The sequence below is a fragment of the Glaciecola siphonariae genome (assembly GCF_042652645.1).
Taxonomy (GTDB): Bacteria; Pseudomonadota; Gammaproteobacteria; order Enterobacterales; family Alteromonadaceae; genus Glaciecola; species Glaciecola siphonariae.
Map to the genome: position 1 here is coordinate 68,016 of NZ_JBHSGU010000029.1, position 15,640 is coordinate 83,655.

Sequence of the window (15,640 nt, forward strand, 5' to 3'; positions counted from 1 at the left end):
ACTACTCCAACTAGTTCGCGGCGGGCGCGAAAACTGACGCCGTCATTGTATTTGCTACTGTATAGCTGCTACCGGCGGTTTGCCCGCAGCCACGCACAATAAACATATGACACGTTACATTAGAACCACTTATTACGGCGCTAGAGCCTCGACAAGCTTGCTCGCGCACAAATGCGGTCTGCGACCAGCTATCTACATCTCCATTGCCGCTAAACTGAGCAGCCGCATCGTGTACGGTGCTCACTGTCATTCCATTCGAAGTGACTTCTCGGCGCACGCGGTTCGCATCTGCGCAGCTTAGTTCATCAACTGTTAAATCTAATGGCGCAATAGAACGAGCTTGTGATAATGCATCTACAGTGGCGGGATTACTCAGTACTGTTCTATCCTCAGCTTCAAATACCACGCCAGCAAGAGCCGCTTCGGCAGCATCAAACGCTAGAGACTTACGCTCGAGTGAAGAGGCCATTTTAGTCTGCAGTAAGCTACTCGACACAGACGATACGCCTAAAATCGTGATAGATAGCAAGACTAACAGTGCAAACACCATCACCAATCCCTTTTGATTACTCATAACATATTTCCTCTAGCAAAATTTCTCATATTGCGAAGTGTAACTGTGGTTTCAAAGGCCCTGTAATAGCCATTGTCAGGCGCGGTTATCTGGGCTTCATTTAAAAGTGTAAATGTGGCTGGCGCGTCTAAATTAACATCGGCGTCGCCTCTGATAACAATGGCTAATCGAATGGTAACTACCTGAGCATTAGCAGCATACGCGGCCGCAAGTGCAGATGCATCGATATAACGAATTGGAATGGTGCGACGGTCAGGGTCGTTCGGGTCGGTAATTCCATAGAGTACTTGAAAGCTGAGCACATTATCTAAAAGCGTGAACGCCGCATCACCTGCGTTAGCAGCAGGCGCTTTTTGTCCTCTTAACACTCGGCCGTCAAAGCCCCTGCACAACAATCTGCCATTATTAACAAAGTACTCGTTGACCACATAAAATTCTTCGTTAGCAGGATAGCCTAAGGTAAATCCTCTGCAGTCTCGTTCAGCCTGAAGGCTAATAACTAAAGTATCGTTCGCGCCGCCTACGCCCTGCCGAGCACCTAAAAGGGCATTGGATACAAAGTCCCCAGGAACGGGCACAGGGTGACTGCGCACAAAAGCCTCTTCTTCAACGTTATCCACCAATGAACTCAAATTTGGGTCCATTGCGTCGTACAATCCCGTCATCATAAGCTCTTGGCGCATTCGAGATACAATAAAGCGGCCGCTTTCTTGCGTGCTAGCAATCGCGCGATTAAGGGCATCGGTTGTGCTGTTACTCACCAGTATTTGAATAATTGCGCCTGAAATGATCAGACCAAGCGCTAGCGAAATCATTAATTCTACAAGCGTAAAACCTTTCGATTTGTGTGTTGGAATAGTCATAGTCCCACCTGCAGTATTACGCAATCGTTGCCCGTTGCACCGCCCGCATTGCAGTTTGCATTCTCAACCCTCGCACTACCTGCCGCCCCATCGCGCCAACCAACAGAAGGCCAGCTTACAACAATTGAATGAATAGACCCTGCAGAGCATGCGTCACCATCGCCTGCAATTTTATCATCGCAAGTAACGGAAATTGTCGCATTTGGGTTTGACTCAACGGCGGCGCAAGACATCTGATATGCATCAAACTGCGCGATTTGGTCAGCAGTACAGGTGTTTGCTTGGCAGTCTGTCACTGCCGCTGGTATGGCAAGACAAAAGCATTGGAAGGGATTGTTGCCTGGGCACGCTAAGCCGGAGAAATTATAATTGTTCGCTTCAAAATATTGATTACTTACCACAAATCCGTCAGAACTAAGTGAGGGCACAACGCTGGCGCGCAGTCGCTCACTCATTTGCTGCGCTACCATAACCGCTTGGGTGCGCGATAATGCGTCTTTGTTAGAAAACGAACCAATAAACTGCATAGACGCAACGCCTAACAAGCCTATTGATAGGATAAAAAGAGTGATTAGCACTTCAATCATGCCAACGCCAGTTTGTCGCTTCAAAGTTCTTCCTTTTTCTGTAAAGCCAGTCAACACATTTTGATTACACATCGTCAACACATAAAGTTCTGCCATATAAACACTATATCGGCATTGTTCAATTAATGGTTATTTTGATTGAGTCTAAGGTATTAAATCTGGAACTGAACCGTACAAGAGGCTAGTTTCTAAACTGAAAATATTCACATCAGTTAAAGCACTTGCTTTACGCGCAATTCCTTTGGCACTGCAAACTCAATATTTTCAGGACGACCGGGACGCTCATTTGAATGAGTTGCTCCCCACTGAATTAATTTATCTACCACTCCTTGTACCAACACTTCAGGAGCCGAAGCACCTGCTGTTACTCCCACATGCTGGGCATCTTTAATCCATTCTTTTTGTATGCACTCTTTATCCGCAATTAAGTACGCCTTTGCGCCCATTTTTTGGGCCAACTCTCTCAGGCGATTAGAGTTAGAGCTATTTTGAGCACCTACAACAAGTAATACCTCGCAGTCTTCCGCTAGTTCGCGCACAGCATCTTGCCTGTTTTGAGTAGCGTAACATATGTCGTCTTTGCGCGGACCATCTATCTTCGGAAACTTCTGTCTCAATGCCTCAATCACTTCAGCGGTATCGTCCACCGACAGTGTGGTTTGGCTACAATAATATAATTCATCTGGATTATTCACTTCAAGCGTTTCAACATCGCTGATTGATTCAACCAAATAAATGCCGCCCTTGGCATTGCTATATTGCCCCATAGTACCCTCAACCTCAGGGTGACCTTGGTGTCCAATCAATATACATTCAGTGCCGCGCTTGCTTGCACGCATCACTTCCATATGCACTTTTGTCACTAGCGGGCATGTTGCATCAAATACTTTTAAGCCACGTTCGTCTGCATCAGCGCGTACTTTTTGCGACACGCCGTGCGCTGAAAAAATCACAATAGCGTCGTCTGGCACTTCGCTAAGTTCATCTACAAAATGCGCACCACGAGCTTTTAAACCATCAACCACAAACTTGTTATGAACAACCTCATGACGCACGTAAATAGGAGGGCCAAATATCTCAAGTGCACGCTCCACAATAGTAATTGCCCTGTCTACCCCGGCACAAAACCCTCGTGGATTCGCTAAATGTATTTGCACGTCTATCTTCCTATTTAACGTCTATAATCTCTACATCAAAAATCACATCTTGTCCGGCAAGAGGATGATTGAAATCAACCGTGACCGAATGTCCAGCGACGCTCCTGATGATGCCAGGAACTTCACTGCCGTCGGGTTGGGCAAAGCCCATGATCATGCCTTCCTTCAACTCTGCGTCCGATGCAAACTTGGTTCTATCGACGTGATAGATATTATCAGGGTTTGGCATGCCAAACGCGTCGTTCGCATTGATACTAAACGCTTTTTTATCACCAACGCTCAATCCAAGCAAACATTTTTCAAAATTAGGGGTGAGGCTGCCGTCACCCATTACCATTTTAGCTGGCTTGTTGTTTACACGAGTGCTATCCACTGCTGAACCATCATTTAGCTTTAGATCAAAATGCAAAATTACTTGGCTCTTTTCGCCTATTTGCTGTGCAGATTCACTCATTATCTTTTGTCTCTTTATTAACAAACATATCAATTATCAACAGCGCCGCGCCAATAAAAATGGCTGAGTCAGCCACGTTGAACGCAGGCCAGTGATACGACCCGTAGTAGAAATCCAAAAAGTCGATGACATAGCCGTGCAGAATCCGGTCGAGCACGTTACCAATTGCGCCACCCAAAATAAAACTAAAGGCGACTGGCAGAAGCACCTGTTCTTTCGGTGACTTGCGCAGCCACCATACAATAACTGCGCTCACAATTAAGGCCAGAGCACTTAAAAAGTATCGCTGCCATCCGCCCGCATCGTAAAGAATACTAAACGCAGCACCATAATTATGCACATAGGTTAAATTAAAAAATGGAGTGAGCTGTATCGATTGATACAAATCCATTGAGCTCACTACCGCTTGCTTAGTCCACTGGTCAAGCACAATCGCAATGAGGCTTATCCAAGCAAACCTGAGACCCGTGTCACTAATTAACTTAGGCATAACGTCTGAGCTCTCCAGAACCGTCTACATTTTCGATACATCTGTTACACAGCTCAGGATGTTTAGGATCGCTTCCAAGCTCTTCCTTAATATGCCAGCAGCGCGTGCACTTGCTGCCTGCCGCGGGTGATACTAACACAGCCATCGTGCCATCATCATTCAACACAGATTCAGCACAACGATTAGCAATATCGTCAACGCTAGCTTCAGAGGTTATCAACACAAAGCGAAGTTCATTTTCTAGCTGTGCCAATTGTGTTTTTATAGTAGGGCTAACATACAGCGTCACTTTTGCCTCTAGTGAGCTACCTATTACCTTTTCTTTACGAGCCTGTTCAAGCGCGTTATTCACGTCGGTTTTAATGCTGATAATAGACTGCCAAAAATCGTCATCCATGGCATTTTCAACCTGCGGAAATTGCGTAAACCATGTGTCTGTAAATACAAACTCATCGCGCTCTCCGGGCATAGCCTCCCACACCTCTTGTGCGGTAAAGCTCATGATAGGCGCCATCCAGCGCACCAGCGCCTCAACAATGTAATGAAGCGCGGTTTGACATGAGCGGCGGGCCACGCTATCTGACTTTGCGGTATACTGGCGGTCTTTTATGATATCTAAATAAAAACTACCAAGCTCAATTGAACAAAACTGCATTAATGACTGGCAAACAATTAACATATCGTAGTTATTATAAGCTTCGGTTATCTGCGCTTGAATCTTTTGTGTGCGCGATACCATCCAAGCGTCTAGCGCAACCATATCTTTCACATCAACCGTGTCGGTGGCTGGGTTAAAACCATTTAGATTAGCTAATAAGAAACGACAGGTATTACGAATACGACGATATGCATCCGCTGAACGTTTGAGTATTTCATCCGACACGGTCATTTCACCGCGGTAGTCGGTAGAAGCAGCCCACAATCTGAGAATGTCTGCGCCTAATTTGTTTGTGACCTCTTGCGGCGCAATCACGTTACCTAAAGACTTAGACATTTTTTTGCCGTTGGCATCTACCGTGAAGCCGTGTGTGAGCACCTCTTTATAGGGCGCATGACCATGCATGGCTACTGAGCTCATCAGAGATGACATAAACCAACCTCTGTGCTGATCTGAGCCCTCTAGGTATAAATCAGCCGAAGCCGGGATATCGTCTCGTTGGTCAACCACAAAATAATGCGTCACGCCTGAATCAAACCATACATCCAGCGTATCGGTGACTTTATCGTAGTGTGCGGCATCACTGCCAATAAGTGTTTCAGCCGAAATATCCCACCAAGCCTGAATACCCGATTTTTCGACTTCCAGCGCAACCTTTTCCATGATCTCGGCGCTGTCGGGGTGAAGTTCCCCGCTTTGCTTATGGATAAACAAAGCAATTGGCACACCCCAAGTGCGCTGACGTGAGATACACCAATCTGGACGCCCTTCAACCATGCTGGTGATGCGATTTTGTCCCCAATCAGGTATCCATTTCGTTTTTTCAATCTCTTTGATTGATGCTTCACGCAAACCTTGTTTATCCATACTGATAAACCACTGAGGCGTGGCTCTGAAGATGATGGGAGTTTTATGACGCCAGCAATGCGGATAGCTGTGTTCATATTTAACGTTCAAGACCAAGGCTTGCGCTTGCTCTAAGGCTTCTATGATGTTTTGATTTGCTTTGAATACGTGCTGACCTGCGAAGTGAGGCGTATTATCTAAATAAACGCCATTTGCACCAACAGGGTTGTACACTTCTATGTCGTAAAGTTTGCCCACATTGAAATCGTCTACACCATGCGCTGGAGCGGTATGCACTGCGCCAGTACCTGACTCGGTGGTAACGTGCTCACCCAAAATCAGTGGCACTTCTAAATCGAGCAGAGGGTGTTTAACCATGACGCTCTCAAGCGCTTTGCCTTGGCACTTTGCAAGGACTTTAAAATCGCTTATTGCGTATCGCGACATGCAGCTTTCTAGCAACTCATCTGCAACGATATATTGATGGTTCTGGCCGTCTTTGTTAGCGCTTACCAAAACATACTCAAGTTCAGGATGCAGACTAATTGCGCGGTTTGCAGGAATAGTCCATGGCGTGGTTGTCCAGATAACGATTTTGGCTACGCTTGCATCCGCAGAAAAGGCTACTGAGGCTTTATCGGTGTCGACCACCGCAAAGGCAACGTCAATGGCAGACGATACTTTATCTTGATACTCAACCTCGGCTTCTGCAAGTGCAGACCCGCAATCGGTGCACCAATGAACGGGTTTGAAGCCCTTTTCAAGATGACCCGATGTCACAATTTTAGCAAGTGCTCGGATGATGTTAGCCTCAGAACTAAACTCCATCGTTTTGTAAGGATTTTTCCAATTACCTAACACACCCAAACGAATAAAATCCGCGCATTGACCGTCTATTTGTCGCTGTGCATAAGCTCGACACTTTTCTCTAAACTCGGCCACCGTGACTTTTTTACCGGGCTTACCGACTTTCTTTTCAACCATTAGCTCGATGGGCAAACCGTGACAATCCCAGCCCGGAACATATGGCGCATCAAAGCCCGAGAGCGTTTTTGATTTAACAATGATGTCTTTTAGAATTTTATTAACCGCATGACCAATGTGAATATCGCCATTCGCGTAAGGAGGACCATCGTGCAAGATAAAAGGCGTTGCGCCCTGCCTTGCGTCACGAATTTTTTGATACAAATCTTTGCTGGTCCATTGTTTTAGCATTTGAGGCTCACGCTGAGCCAAGTTGCCGCGCATGGGAAACGCTGTTTCAGGCAAGTTTAGCGTTGACTTGTATTCACTCATTTTATTTTCCATTGTTATCTATTGTCCGCTAAATAAGCTTTTGCCTGCTCAGCGTCGTTTTTAATTTGTTGTGTTAGTTGCGCAAAGTTATCAAACTTTGCCTCGTCTCGGATTTTACCAATAAACTCAACGTAAATACGCCTAGCATAGAGGTTATCCGAGAAATCAAAAATATGCGTTTCTAATTGCAGGCGTTGCCCATCAAGCGTTGGTCGACTCCCGAGATTCGCCACGCCGCCGTAGGTCGCTTTCTCGCCCTTATCATATATATGGACTTTAACCGCAAACACACCATGCAGCGGAGTTTTATGTCGACGAAGCAGTATATTTGCCGTTGGAAAGCCAATCGTGCGGCCGTTTTTTTCACCGTGCACTACCTTCCCTGATATACAATATGGGTGCCCTAACATTGACGATGCACGTTCAAAATTACTGGCGCTTAACGCCTCTCTGATTGCCGTTGAGCTAATTCGGCAGTCGTCCATTCTAAAACTTTGCGTGCTGACCACGTCAAAGTCATAAGCTAGCGCTGCTTTTTGTAAATAAGTAAAATCGCCTGCTCGTTGATGCGCAAAGCGAAAGTCATCGCCAACCACTAAAAATTTAATGCCGAGTTTTTGTACTAGCAAGTCGTGTACAAACTCTTGTGGAGACTGCGCGGCAAAAGCGCGGGAAAAATTCACACAGATTAAACGGTCTATGCCCAGCGCTTTGAGCGCCTCATATTTATCGCGCAACCTTGATAGTCTTGCAGGCGCTAAAAGCGGTGCAAACACTTCTTCAGGCTGCGGCTCAAACACCATAACAGCCGACGGGACACCCAGGTCATGGGCCTTTGCGACTAAGTTTCGTAAAACGGCTTGATGGCCTTTGTGCACGCCGTCGAATTTACCGATAGTAAGAGCGCATCCATAGTCGGACGATTTGATATTATGAATGCCTCTAATTAAATCCACGAATAAATCTACTTAATTACCTATATGCTCAACAAGCATAACCTGAAAAGACGGTTACAAAGCGCTTGATTATAAACGACTACGGATGCATTACCAATGGCATTTGCGCTTATTTATCTAGGATTTTAAAGGCTTTTTAGCGCACTTTGACCTTGCTAACAAAATCTGCGGGCCGAAGGCCAAAAATCACGCCCGCAAGTGCATAGCTGACAAGTCCGAGGGCGACGATACACGCTAACTCAAACGCACGGCCAGAAAACGCCAATGCATGCCAATCTACGCGCAGAGAATACCAATATATGGCGCTAACCATAGCGATGGTGGCAGCGCTAATTTTCACCATAAACCACCATGTTTGAGCCGATACGCGGTATACGCCTTGGCGCGACAAACGCAGATACAGCAATAAGGCATTGAGTGTACCTGATATTGCCGTGGCCATTGCCAGCCCTACATAGCCAAATGGAACGGCTAAAATTAAGTTAAACACCATGTTTGCTACCATGGTAATGATGCCATATTTTACCGGCGTTTTGGTGTCTTGGCGGCTGTAAAACGCTGGCGCAAAAACTTTTACCAGCATAAATGAGAAAAGACCTGCCGAATAAGCCATTAAACTTAACGAAGCCATATGACTGTCTTGTATAGTAAATTCACCACGTTGGAAAATCACCAGCATTAAAGGCATTGCCAGCACGAACAAAGCCGCCGCTGCCGGTACTCCCATAAATGCAATTAATTTAACCGCCCAGTCGATATTAGCCGCAAATCCGTCTTTGTCAGACTGCACGTGGTTGCGCGACAGCGTAGGCAGAATGACGGTAGCAATGGCAATCCCGAAGAGCCCAAGCGGAAACTCGAGCAACCTATCAGAGTAATATAGCCAGCTTATCGCATTGGTCATTAAAAAACTCGCAATCATTGTGTCGAGCAAGAGGTTAATTTGGCTTACCGATACACCAAATAATGCGGGGATCATAAGCTTGCGAACTTTAGCTACGTTAGGGTCATGCCAACCCCACTTTGGCTTGATGAGTAAACCGACTCTAAACAAAAACGGAAGCTGGAAGGCAAGTTGAACCAGACCGCCTATAAATACTCCCCAAGCAAGGGCAAAAGAAGGAACCGAAAAACTGTCAGATAAAAAATACGCACAGGCGATAATAGATATATTTAGCAGAACAGGGGTGAACGCAGCGACCGCGAACTTGTTAAGCGTATTTAAAATTGCACCGGCAAAACCGGTTAGACTAATAAAAAAGATGTATGGGAATGTAATTTTGAGCATTAAAGACGCCAGCTCAAATTTTTCACCACCAGGCTCGTCATTGAGATAATCAATAAACCAGCCCATACCGAACAATGCGGCCAAACCAGACGAACCCAACACGCCTAAAATCGCGGTAACAAAGACAATGACTCCAAGCGTGCCCGATACTTTTGCCACAAAGTCTTTTAATTGCGCCTCGTCGCCTTTTTCATGCACCTCGGTTAACACCGGAATAAATGCCTGCGCAAAAGCGCCCTCTGCAAAAAGCCGACGAAGAAAATTAGGAATTTTATTAGCAAATATAAACACATCAGCCGCCGCACCGGCGCCGAGGATATAGGCAATAACAACGTCGCGCACCAAGCCTAACACCCGCGAGATCATTGTCATTGCACTTACAATGATGCCTGCTTTAAGTAGTCTTTTCGCCAACGTTTACTTCCTTGCCGTATTTGATGAGCCTAGTGCGCACCGCACAGATTCTGGTGGGTGGAGTATAACCAACTTTTATGCGACTAGCGATATAGACCCTTGCTTGCCGATGCAGTGATGCGTTCGTAAGCAACATGCGCTAGGTGAGCGACTGTGTTTTTATCGCCTTTTAATTTTAATTATGATTAATTTCGTCAGTTCAATTGACAAAATCTTCAAATAACTAGATAATCCGCACCCTCAATTTTGACATGAATTTATTTAGGAGTTACACCTTGGCTAACATCAAGTCTGCTAAGAAACGTGCAATTCAAGCTGAAAAGCGTCGCCAGCATAATGCAAGCCGTCGCTCAATGACGCGTACTTGCATTAAGAAAGTTGTTGCCGCTATCGAAGCAGGCAATAAAGAAGCTGCGCAAGCCGCATTCACCGCTGCAGTTCCAGTGTTAGACAGAATGGCAACTAAAGGCCTTATTCATAAGAATAAAGCTGCTCGTCATAAGAGCCGTCTAAACGCCCAAATTAAAGCGATTGCATAAGCGTTTCAAGTATTTAAAAAGCCGGCTTTTGCCGGTTTTTTATTGCCTAAAATTTACAAAAGGTGCAAAGCGCATTATTGCCGGGAATGTCGCTGCAAATGTTACCGCGAATATTGCTTAAACTAGTTGCTTTAACTAATTGCTTAAACCAGACGCATATGTTGCTATGCCACTTTAAGCCTTACGAGCAGTTTTTACGTAACCATCAATAGAGTCATCACCTTGGACCATGAATGTTTAAATTTCTTTTTTTAATCCCTGTTGTCCTCTGTCTTATTTGGTATAGCTATCTGAGCGTTCGAGGATATTCATTAGCGCAAGGCAAACAAGGCTTTGTCTACATTATCGTTATTTCTTCTGTGGTATTAGTATTTTTTACTTTGGCTATGTTGCTAAGCAAATAACGCGGCAAAAAAAAGCCCCAATTCTCATTGGGGCTTTTCGCATTTATTTGGCTATGCGTTTAGTTAATAAGCTGAATATCAGCATTCGCTCTAAGCGCCTCTACAAAGTTTTGATAGGTGCGCTGAGCCTCTTGGCCGGCAAACTGTTGTTGGGCTGACTCTACTTCCTCAGCACTCAATTGCTCAACAGGATTAACTTTTTCAAGCTTTATTACGCCTACGTTACCATTGTTCATGGTAATTACAGACGAATTGTTATTCTCGTCTGTACTCAGTGAAAATGCCGCATCAATCAGTTCTGATGCTAGGGCATTGCTGGTTCGGCTCATTTGGTTTTGCGTTTCCCATTGAAGCGATTTTTCATCTAACATACTTTGTATATCTTCGCCGGCATACATTTTCGCCTGAAGCGACTGCGCCCATTCCAATGCGGCAGTTTGTGCCTTATCTGCGCGCAAATTCGACTCTATTGATGCACGCACTTCGTCGAGGCTAAGCGTACGCTCTGGCTCATGTTCAATAACGCGCACAACCATCACTTTATCGTCGGCCACTTGCAATAATTCGCTGTTAACCCTCTCATCGATAAGTTCTGGCGAAAAGGCGACATTTTCAACCTGCGGGAAATTAACAGCCGAAGGATAACGTGCTGCGCTAAACAATGTCGTTTCAAACACAGGTCTGCCCACAGCAGATGCAAGCTCATCTAGTGTATCGGGCACTTCAAAGGCTAAGCGCTGCATTTCGTTTTGTTTCTCAAAGAACAAATCTGTTGCACGATTAGTCAGCATATCCTGCTTAAGAGTGTCAGCAAGCTCTTCAAACGGTGTGGTGGTTGATGCTGTAAACTCATCAAGCTTTATAATGTGAAACCCAAATTCAGTCTCAACAACATCGGAGAGCTGCCCCTCTTCGCTCAATGCGAAAACGGCTTGTTCGAATTCTTCTGGATAGTCGCCTGGGTTTACTTCACCTAACTCGCCGCCGTTTTCAGCGCTTACAATATCGTTTGATTTTTCTTCTGCAAGTGCCGCAAAATCGGCACCGTTTTGTAGCTCAAGCAAAATACCTTGAGCCTGCTCACGAGCGGCATCGGCGTCGTCTTGGGTCTCGATTAATATATGTGAAACACTGCGCTTCTCTGGCGTTTCATAAAGAGCAATTTGCTCCTCGTAAAGGGCGCGGACTTCCTCATCATTGACCTCTACCTGCGCCAGCAAATCGTTTACCGAAAGGCTAACGTAAGCTAATTTAACCTGCTCTTCGGTGTCGTACTGACTTAAGTTGTCGTTGTAATACGCCAAAATATCCTCTTCACTTAAAACAACTGAATCTAGGTAAGTCTCAGCACTTACTTCAAGCACGGCCACATCACGTGTTTGCTGACGAATTTTCAAAGTTTGTGATACCAAGGCTTCGACATCGAAGGTCGAACCATTCAGAGCCTGCACTAACTGTTGGCGAGTCATTTGAACACGCATATATTCAGCAAACTCACTTGGAGTATAGCCCGCACGTTGAAGTGCGCTATTGTAGACATCATTGTTGAACTGACCGGCAATTTGGAACTCAGGTAGTTGTACAATCGTTTCACGAATTTGCGCATCTCCTACTCGTAAGCCTAACTCATCTGCCTTTTGCGCAATCAACTCTTCATTCACTAGTCGGTCAAGTACGCCCTGTCTAAAGTCTGCTAAATAGCTTTCATTGGCGAATAAGCTGGCAATTGCATCTCCAAACTGCGCTTCCATTCTTGCTCGCTCATTTTGATAAGCTAAGTCTAATGAGGATGCATCAATCTCTTTGTCGTTAACCACGGCCACCGCAGTAGTCGCTGAAGATGATAAGTAACCGCCTACACCGGTAAATACAAAGCTAACCACAATTAGCGCTACAATAGCGATTGCCCACGGTCCTTGTATGCCTTCACGAATTCTTTCTAACATTGTTTTACACAACCTTTTAATTTACGGCTCATACTTGATGAACTTGTCATATACCACTGAAACATGGGCGCAGATTATACCTATACTCAACGAGATACGCGAGATTTTAACCCTTTAGACAATAAAAAAAGGCGATGGAATCCATCGCCTTTCAAAATTTTAAGATTTATGAACTTAGTTGCAAGCGTCTTTTAATGCTTTACCAGCTTTGAAAGAAGGTACTTTAGCAGCTGAAATCTGGATAGTTTCGCCAGTTTGTGGGTTACGGCCGCTACGAGCAGCACGTTCACGAACTGAAAACGTTCCGAAACCAACTAGAGCGACTTGATCGCCATCTTTAAGAGCAGCAGTTACTGCGTCAGTAAATGAATCCAAAGCACGGCCAGCGGCTGCTTTAGAGATATCTGCACCTTCAGCGATTTGATCGATAAGTTGAGACTTGTTCACAATATGATCCCCTTCGTTTGTTATTATATTGCTTGTAAAAAATTAACGTTAATTGCTTATCTATCACATATTAATCCGTTGGTGAAGATAAGTAGTAAACTCTTGTTGCTTTTTTGTAAAACGCCTGCTAGCCCTTTGTATTCAAGGCTTGAAGCGAATATGTATAAAGGTAGCATAACTTCAGCGTATGTGAATACCTTATTTCCAAAAAAAGTTAAATAATTTGTACTTTTTGTTACTTTTTTTCAAAATCAGTCAAAAATAAGGCATTAGAGCGAGTTTATGACGCCACTTGCACCGCTTCTACCGGATTCGCTAGCGCAATATCTAGCACTTCATCTATCCATCGCACTGGGTGAATTTGCAAATCACCCTTCACATTATCAGGAATTTCCTCTAAATCACGCTCATTTTCATGAGGAATGATGACTGTTTTAATGCCGCCTCGATGCGCAGCCAGCAGTTTTTCTTTAAGACCACCGATGGCGAGCACTTCTCCTCGAAGCGTAATTTCACCCGTCATAGCCACATCACATCGTACCGGATTACCAGTGAGTGATGACACTAGCGCTGTGCACATGCCAATACCAGCACTTGGTCCATCTTTTGGCGTTGCGCCTTCCGGCACATGAATATGAATATCACGCTTCTCATAGAAATCAGGATTAATACGCAGCTTTTCAGCTCTGGAGCGCACAACAGTTTGCGCGGCTTTAATCGACTCCTGCATTACATCACCCAGCGAACCGGTAGCCGTCGTTTTGCCTTTACCTGGCACAACACTGGTTTCAATGGTGAGTAAATCACCACCTACCTCTGTCCACGCAAGTCCGGTGACTTGACCTATCTGATTGTTTTTATCTGCCTTGCCGTAATCAAAGCGTTGTACGCCTAAGTAGTCTTTCAGATTATCTTGATTGACCACAACCGGGGCTTTTGCCTTTTTAAGCAATATATTTTTAACCGCCTTACGACAGATTTTTGAAATCTCGCGCTCTAAGCTTCGTACACCGGCCTCTCGCGTATAATATCGAATGACGCCAATGATCGCAGACTCTTCAATTATCAGTTCTTTATCTTTCAAGCCGTTTCTAGATATTTGCTTAGCAATAAGATGCCTTTGTGCAATATTCAGTTTTTCGTCTTCTGTATAACCAGATAGGCGAATAACCTCCATTCTGTCTAATAAAGGCCCGGGAATGTTCATGCTATTAGAGGTAGCAACAAACATAACGTCTGACAAATCGTAATCTACCTCTAAATAGTGGTCTGAAAATGTTGAGTTTTGCTCAGGATCCAATACCTCTAGTAAAGCAGAAGACGGATCGCCGCGCATATCTGATGACATTTTGTCTATCTCATCTAACAAAAAGAGGGGGTTTTTTACTCCCACTTTTGACATTTTTTGTATTAGCTTACCGGGCAATGAACCAATATACGTCCGGCGGTGACCTCTTATTTCAGCCTCATCACGCACGCCGCCTAGGGCCATTCGCACGTATTTGCGACCGGTGGCTTTTGCAACAGACTGCCCCAGAGAGGTTTTACCCACTCCTGGTGGACCCACTAAACATAAAATTGGGCCTTTAAGCTTTTTAACTCGCTGCTGTACCGCAAGGTATTCTAAAATTCTTTCTTTTACTTTTTCTAGGCCGTAGTGGTCACTATCTAAAACATCTTCCGCGCGCCCCAAGTCACGCTTAACTGCGCTGCGTTTGTGCCACGGCACTGACACTAGCCAGTCGATGTAGGAGCGCACCACGGTTGCTTCCGCCGACATTGGCGACATCATTTTAAGCTTACTGAGTTCGGCCTTTGCTTTATCTTGGGCCTCTTCTGGCATTTTTGCTTCAGCAATCTTTTTGCCCAGCGCTTCAAATTCATCGGGCGCATCGTCTAGCTCGCCCAATTCTTTTTGAATCGCCTTCATTTGCTCATTCAAATAGTATTCGCGCTGACTTTTTTCCATCTGCTTTTTAACGCGTGTGCGAATTTTCTTTTCAACCTGAAGTAGGTCAATTTCACCTTCCATCAAGGCCATCAAAAATTCTAAACGAGCTGTCACGCTTCGCATTTCAAGCACTTTTTGCTTTTCAGTTAGCTTCAATGGCATGTGAGCCGCCATGGTGTCTGCCAAACGAGCAGCATCTTCAATGCCGTTTAGTGAAGTAAGCACTTCTGGAGGAATTTTTTTATTGAGTTTAACGTAACCTTCAAATTGGGAAACCGCCGACCGTATAAGAACTTCTTGCTCTGAATCGTCAATTAATTCGTCGTCGAGTACAGTCACGTCCCCTACAAAAAATGGGTCGGTAGACGTAAATTTATCCATTTGCGCGCGCACGCTTCCCTCTACCAGCACTTTGACCGTGCCGTCGGGAAGTTTCAATAATTGGAGGATGGTCGCGATGGTGCCCATTTCGAACACATCACTGGTGTCTGGTTCGTCAACACTCGCATCTTTTTGCGCAACCAAAAACACTTTCTTATCGTTATCCATCGCCGCTTCAAGGCATTGAATGGATTTTTCGCGTCCCACGAATAAAGGAATAACCATGTGCGGGTATACCACGACATCTCTCAACGCCAGTACAGGCATACCTCTGAGTAAAGTACTCTCAGTCATTTTTCTCTCTTATTGCTTTATATGTTTATTTATATGGGGATGGTGATGCAAAGTTCAAAGCTTAAATGAAAAAAAGGACCGAGAACGGTCCTTTA

Annotated in this window: 13 protein-coding genes; 1 reads left to right on the forward strand and 12 read right to left on the reverse strand. The window is 45.0% G+C overall.

Annotated features, from left to right (window positions below):
- Positions 1 to 10 precede the first annotated feature (10 nt).
- The 9 genes from ACFO4O_RS17045 to murJ form a co-directional block, all read right to left on the reverse strand.
- The gene (locus ACFO4O_RS17045; RefSeq protein WP_382410731.1) at positions 11 to 574 is read right to left on the reverse strand and encodes a PilX N-terminal domain-containing pilus assembly protein; all 564 of its coding nucleotides are present in this window, start codon (positions 572 to 574) and stop codon (positions 11 to 13) included.
- Entirely contained in the window at positions 571 to 1,437 is an 867-nt protein-coding gene (locus ACFO4O_RS17050; RefSeq protein ID WP_382410733.1) for a PilW family protein, read from the reverse strand. The genes ACFO4O_RS17045 and ACFO4O_RS17050 overlap by 4 nt, the downstream gene beginning before the upstream one ends.
- Positions 1,434 to 2,048, reverse strand: a complete 615-nt coding sequence (gene pilV, locus ACFO4O_RS17055; protein ID WP_382410735.1) for a type IV pilus modification protein PilV — start codon at positions 2,046 to 2,048, stop codon at positions 1,434 to 1,436. The genes ACFO4O_RS17050 and pilV overlap by 4 nt, the downstream gene beginning before the upstream one ends.
- A 188-nt stretch (positions 2,049 to 2,236) precedes the next feature.
- Positions 2,237 to 3,181 (reverse strand): 4-hydroxy-3-methylbut-2-enyl diphosphate reductase, encoded by a 945-nt coding sequence (ispH, locus tag ACFO4O_RS17060; protein ID WP_382410737.1) that lies wholly within the window; start codon positions 3,179 to 3,181, stop codon positions 2,237 to 2,239.
- 10 nt (positions 3,182 to 3,191) lie between these two features.
- Positions 3,192 to 3,635: an FKBP-type peptidyl-prolyl cis-trans isomerase gene (gene fkpB / locus ACFO4O_RS17065; RefSeq protein ID WP_382410739.1), complete on the reverse strand. Its 444-nt coding sequence runs from the start codon at positions 3,633 to 3,635 to the stop codon at positions 3,192 to 3,194.
- Positions 3,628 to 4,125 carry a signal peptidase II gene (gene lspA / locus ACFO4O_RS17070; RefSeq protein ID WP_382410741.1) on the reverse strand — a complete coding sequence of 166 codons (498 nt, stop codon included), beginning with the start codon at positions 4,123 to 4,125 and terminating at the stop codon, positions 3,628 to 3,630. Before lspA ends, fkpB begins: the two co-directional genes overlap by 8 nt.
- Positions 4,118 to 6,925: an isoleucine--tRNA ligase gene (ileS, locus tag ACFO4O_RS17075; protein ID WP_382410743.1), complete on the reverse strand. Its 2,808-nt coding sequence runs from the start codon at positions 6,923 to 6,925 to the stop codon at positions 4,118 to 4,120. The genes lspA and ileS overlap by 8 nt, the downstream gene beginning before the upstream one ends.
- A 14-nt stretch (positions 6,926 to 6,939) precedes the next feature.
- Entirely contained in the window at positions 6,940 to 7,881 is a 942-nt protein-coding gene (gene ribF / locus ACFO4O_RS17080; RefSeq protein ID WP_382410745.1) for a bifunctional riboflavin kinase/FAD synthetase, read from the reverse strand.
- A gap of 136 nt (positions 7,882 to 8,017) precedes the next feature.
- On the reverse strand, positions 8,018 to 9,541 hold the full coding sequence (gene murJ, locus ACFO4O_RS17085; RefSeq protein ID WP_382411123.1) for a murein biosynthesis integral membrane protein MurJ: 1,524 nt from the start codon (positions 9,539 to 9,541) through the stop codon (positions 8,018 to 8,020).
- Positions 9,542 to 9,858: 317 nt separating this feature from the next.
- Here murJ and rpsT point away from each other — a divergent pair, with 317 nt between their 5' ends.
- Positions 9,859 to 10,122 (forward strand): 30S ribosomal protein S20, encoded by a 264-nt coding sequence (rpsT, locus tag ACFO4O_RS17090; protein WP_382410747.1) that lies wholly within the window; start codon positions 9,859 to 9,861, stop codon positions 10,120 to 10,122.
- A 463-nt stretch (positions 10,123 to 10,585) separates the two neighbouring features.
- Here rpsT and ACFO4O_RS17095 read toward each other — a convergent pair whose 3' ends face one another.
- The 3 genes from ACFO4O_RS17095 to lon form a co-directional block, all read right to left on the reverse strand.
- Positions 10,586 to 12,472 carry a SurA N-terminal domain-containing protein gene (locus tag ACFO4O_RS17095; RefSeq protein WP_382410749.1) on the reverse strand — a complete coding sequence of 629 codons (1,887 nt, stop codon included), beginning with the start codon at positions 12,470 to 12,472 and terminating at the stop codon, positions 10,586 to 10,588.
- 174 nt (positions 12,473 to 12,646) lie between these two features.
- On the reverse strand, positions 12,647 to 12,919 hold the full coding sequence (locus tag ACFO4O_RS17100; RefSeq protein WP_382410751.1) for an HU family DNA-binding protein: 273 nt from the start codon (positions 12,917 to 12,919) through the stop codon (positions 12,647 to 12,649).
- 280 nt (positions 12,920 to 13,199) lie between these two features.
- Positions 13,200 to 15,545, reverse strand: a complete 2,346-nt coding sequence (gene lon / locus ACFO4O_RS17105) for an endopeptidase La (protein WP_382410753.1) — start codon at positions 15,543 to 15,545, stop codon at positions 13,200 to 13,202.
- Positions 15,546 to 15,640: the final 95 nt, after the last annotated feature.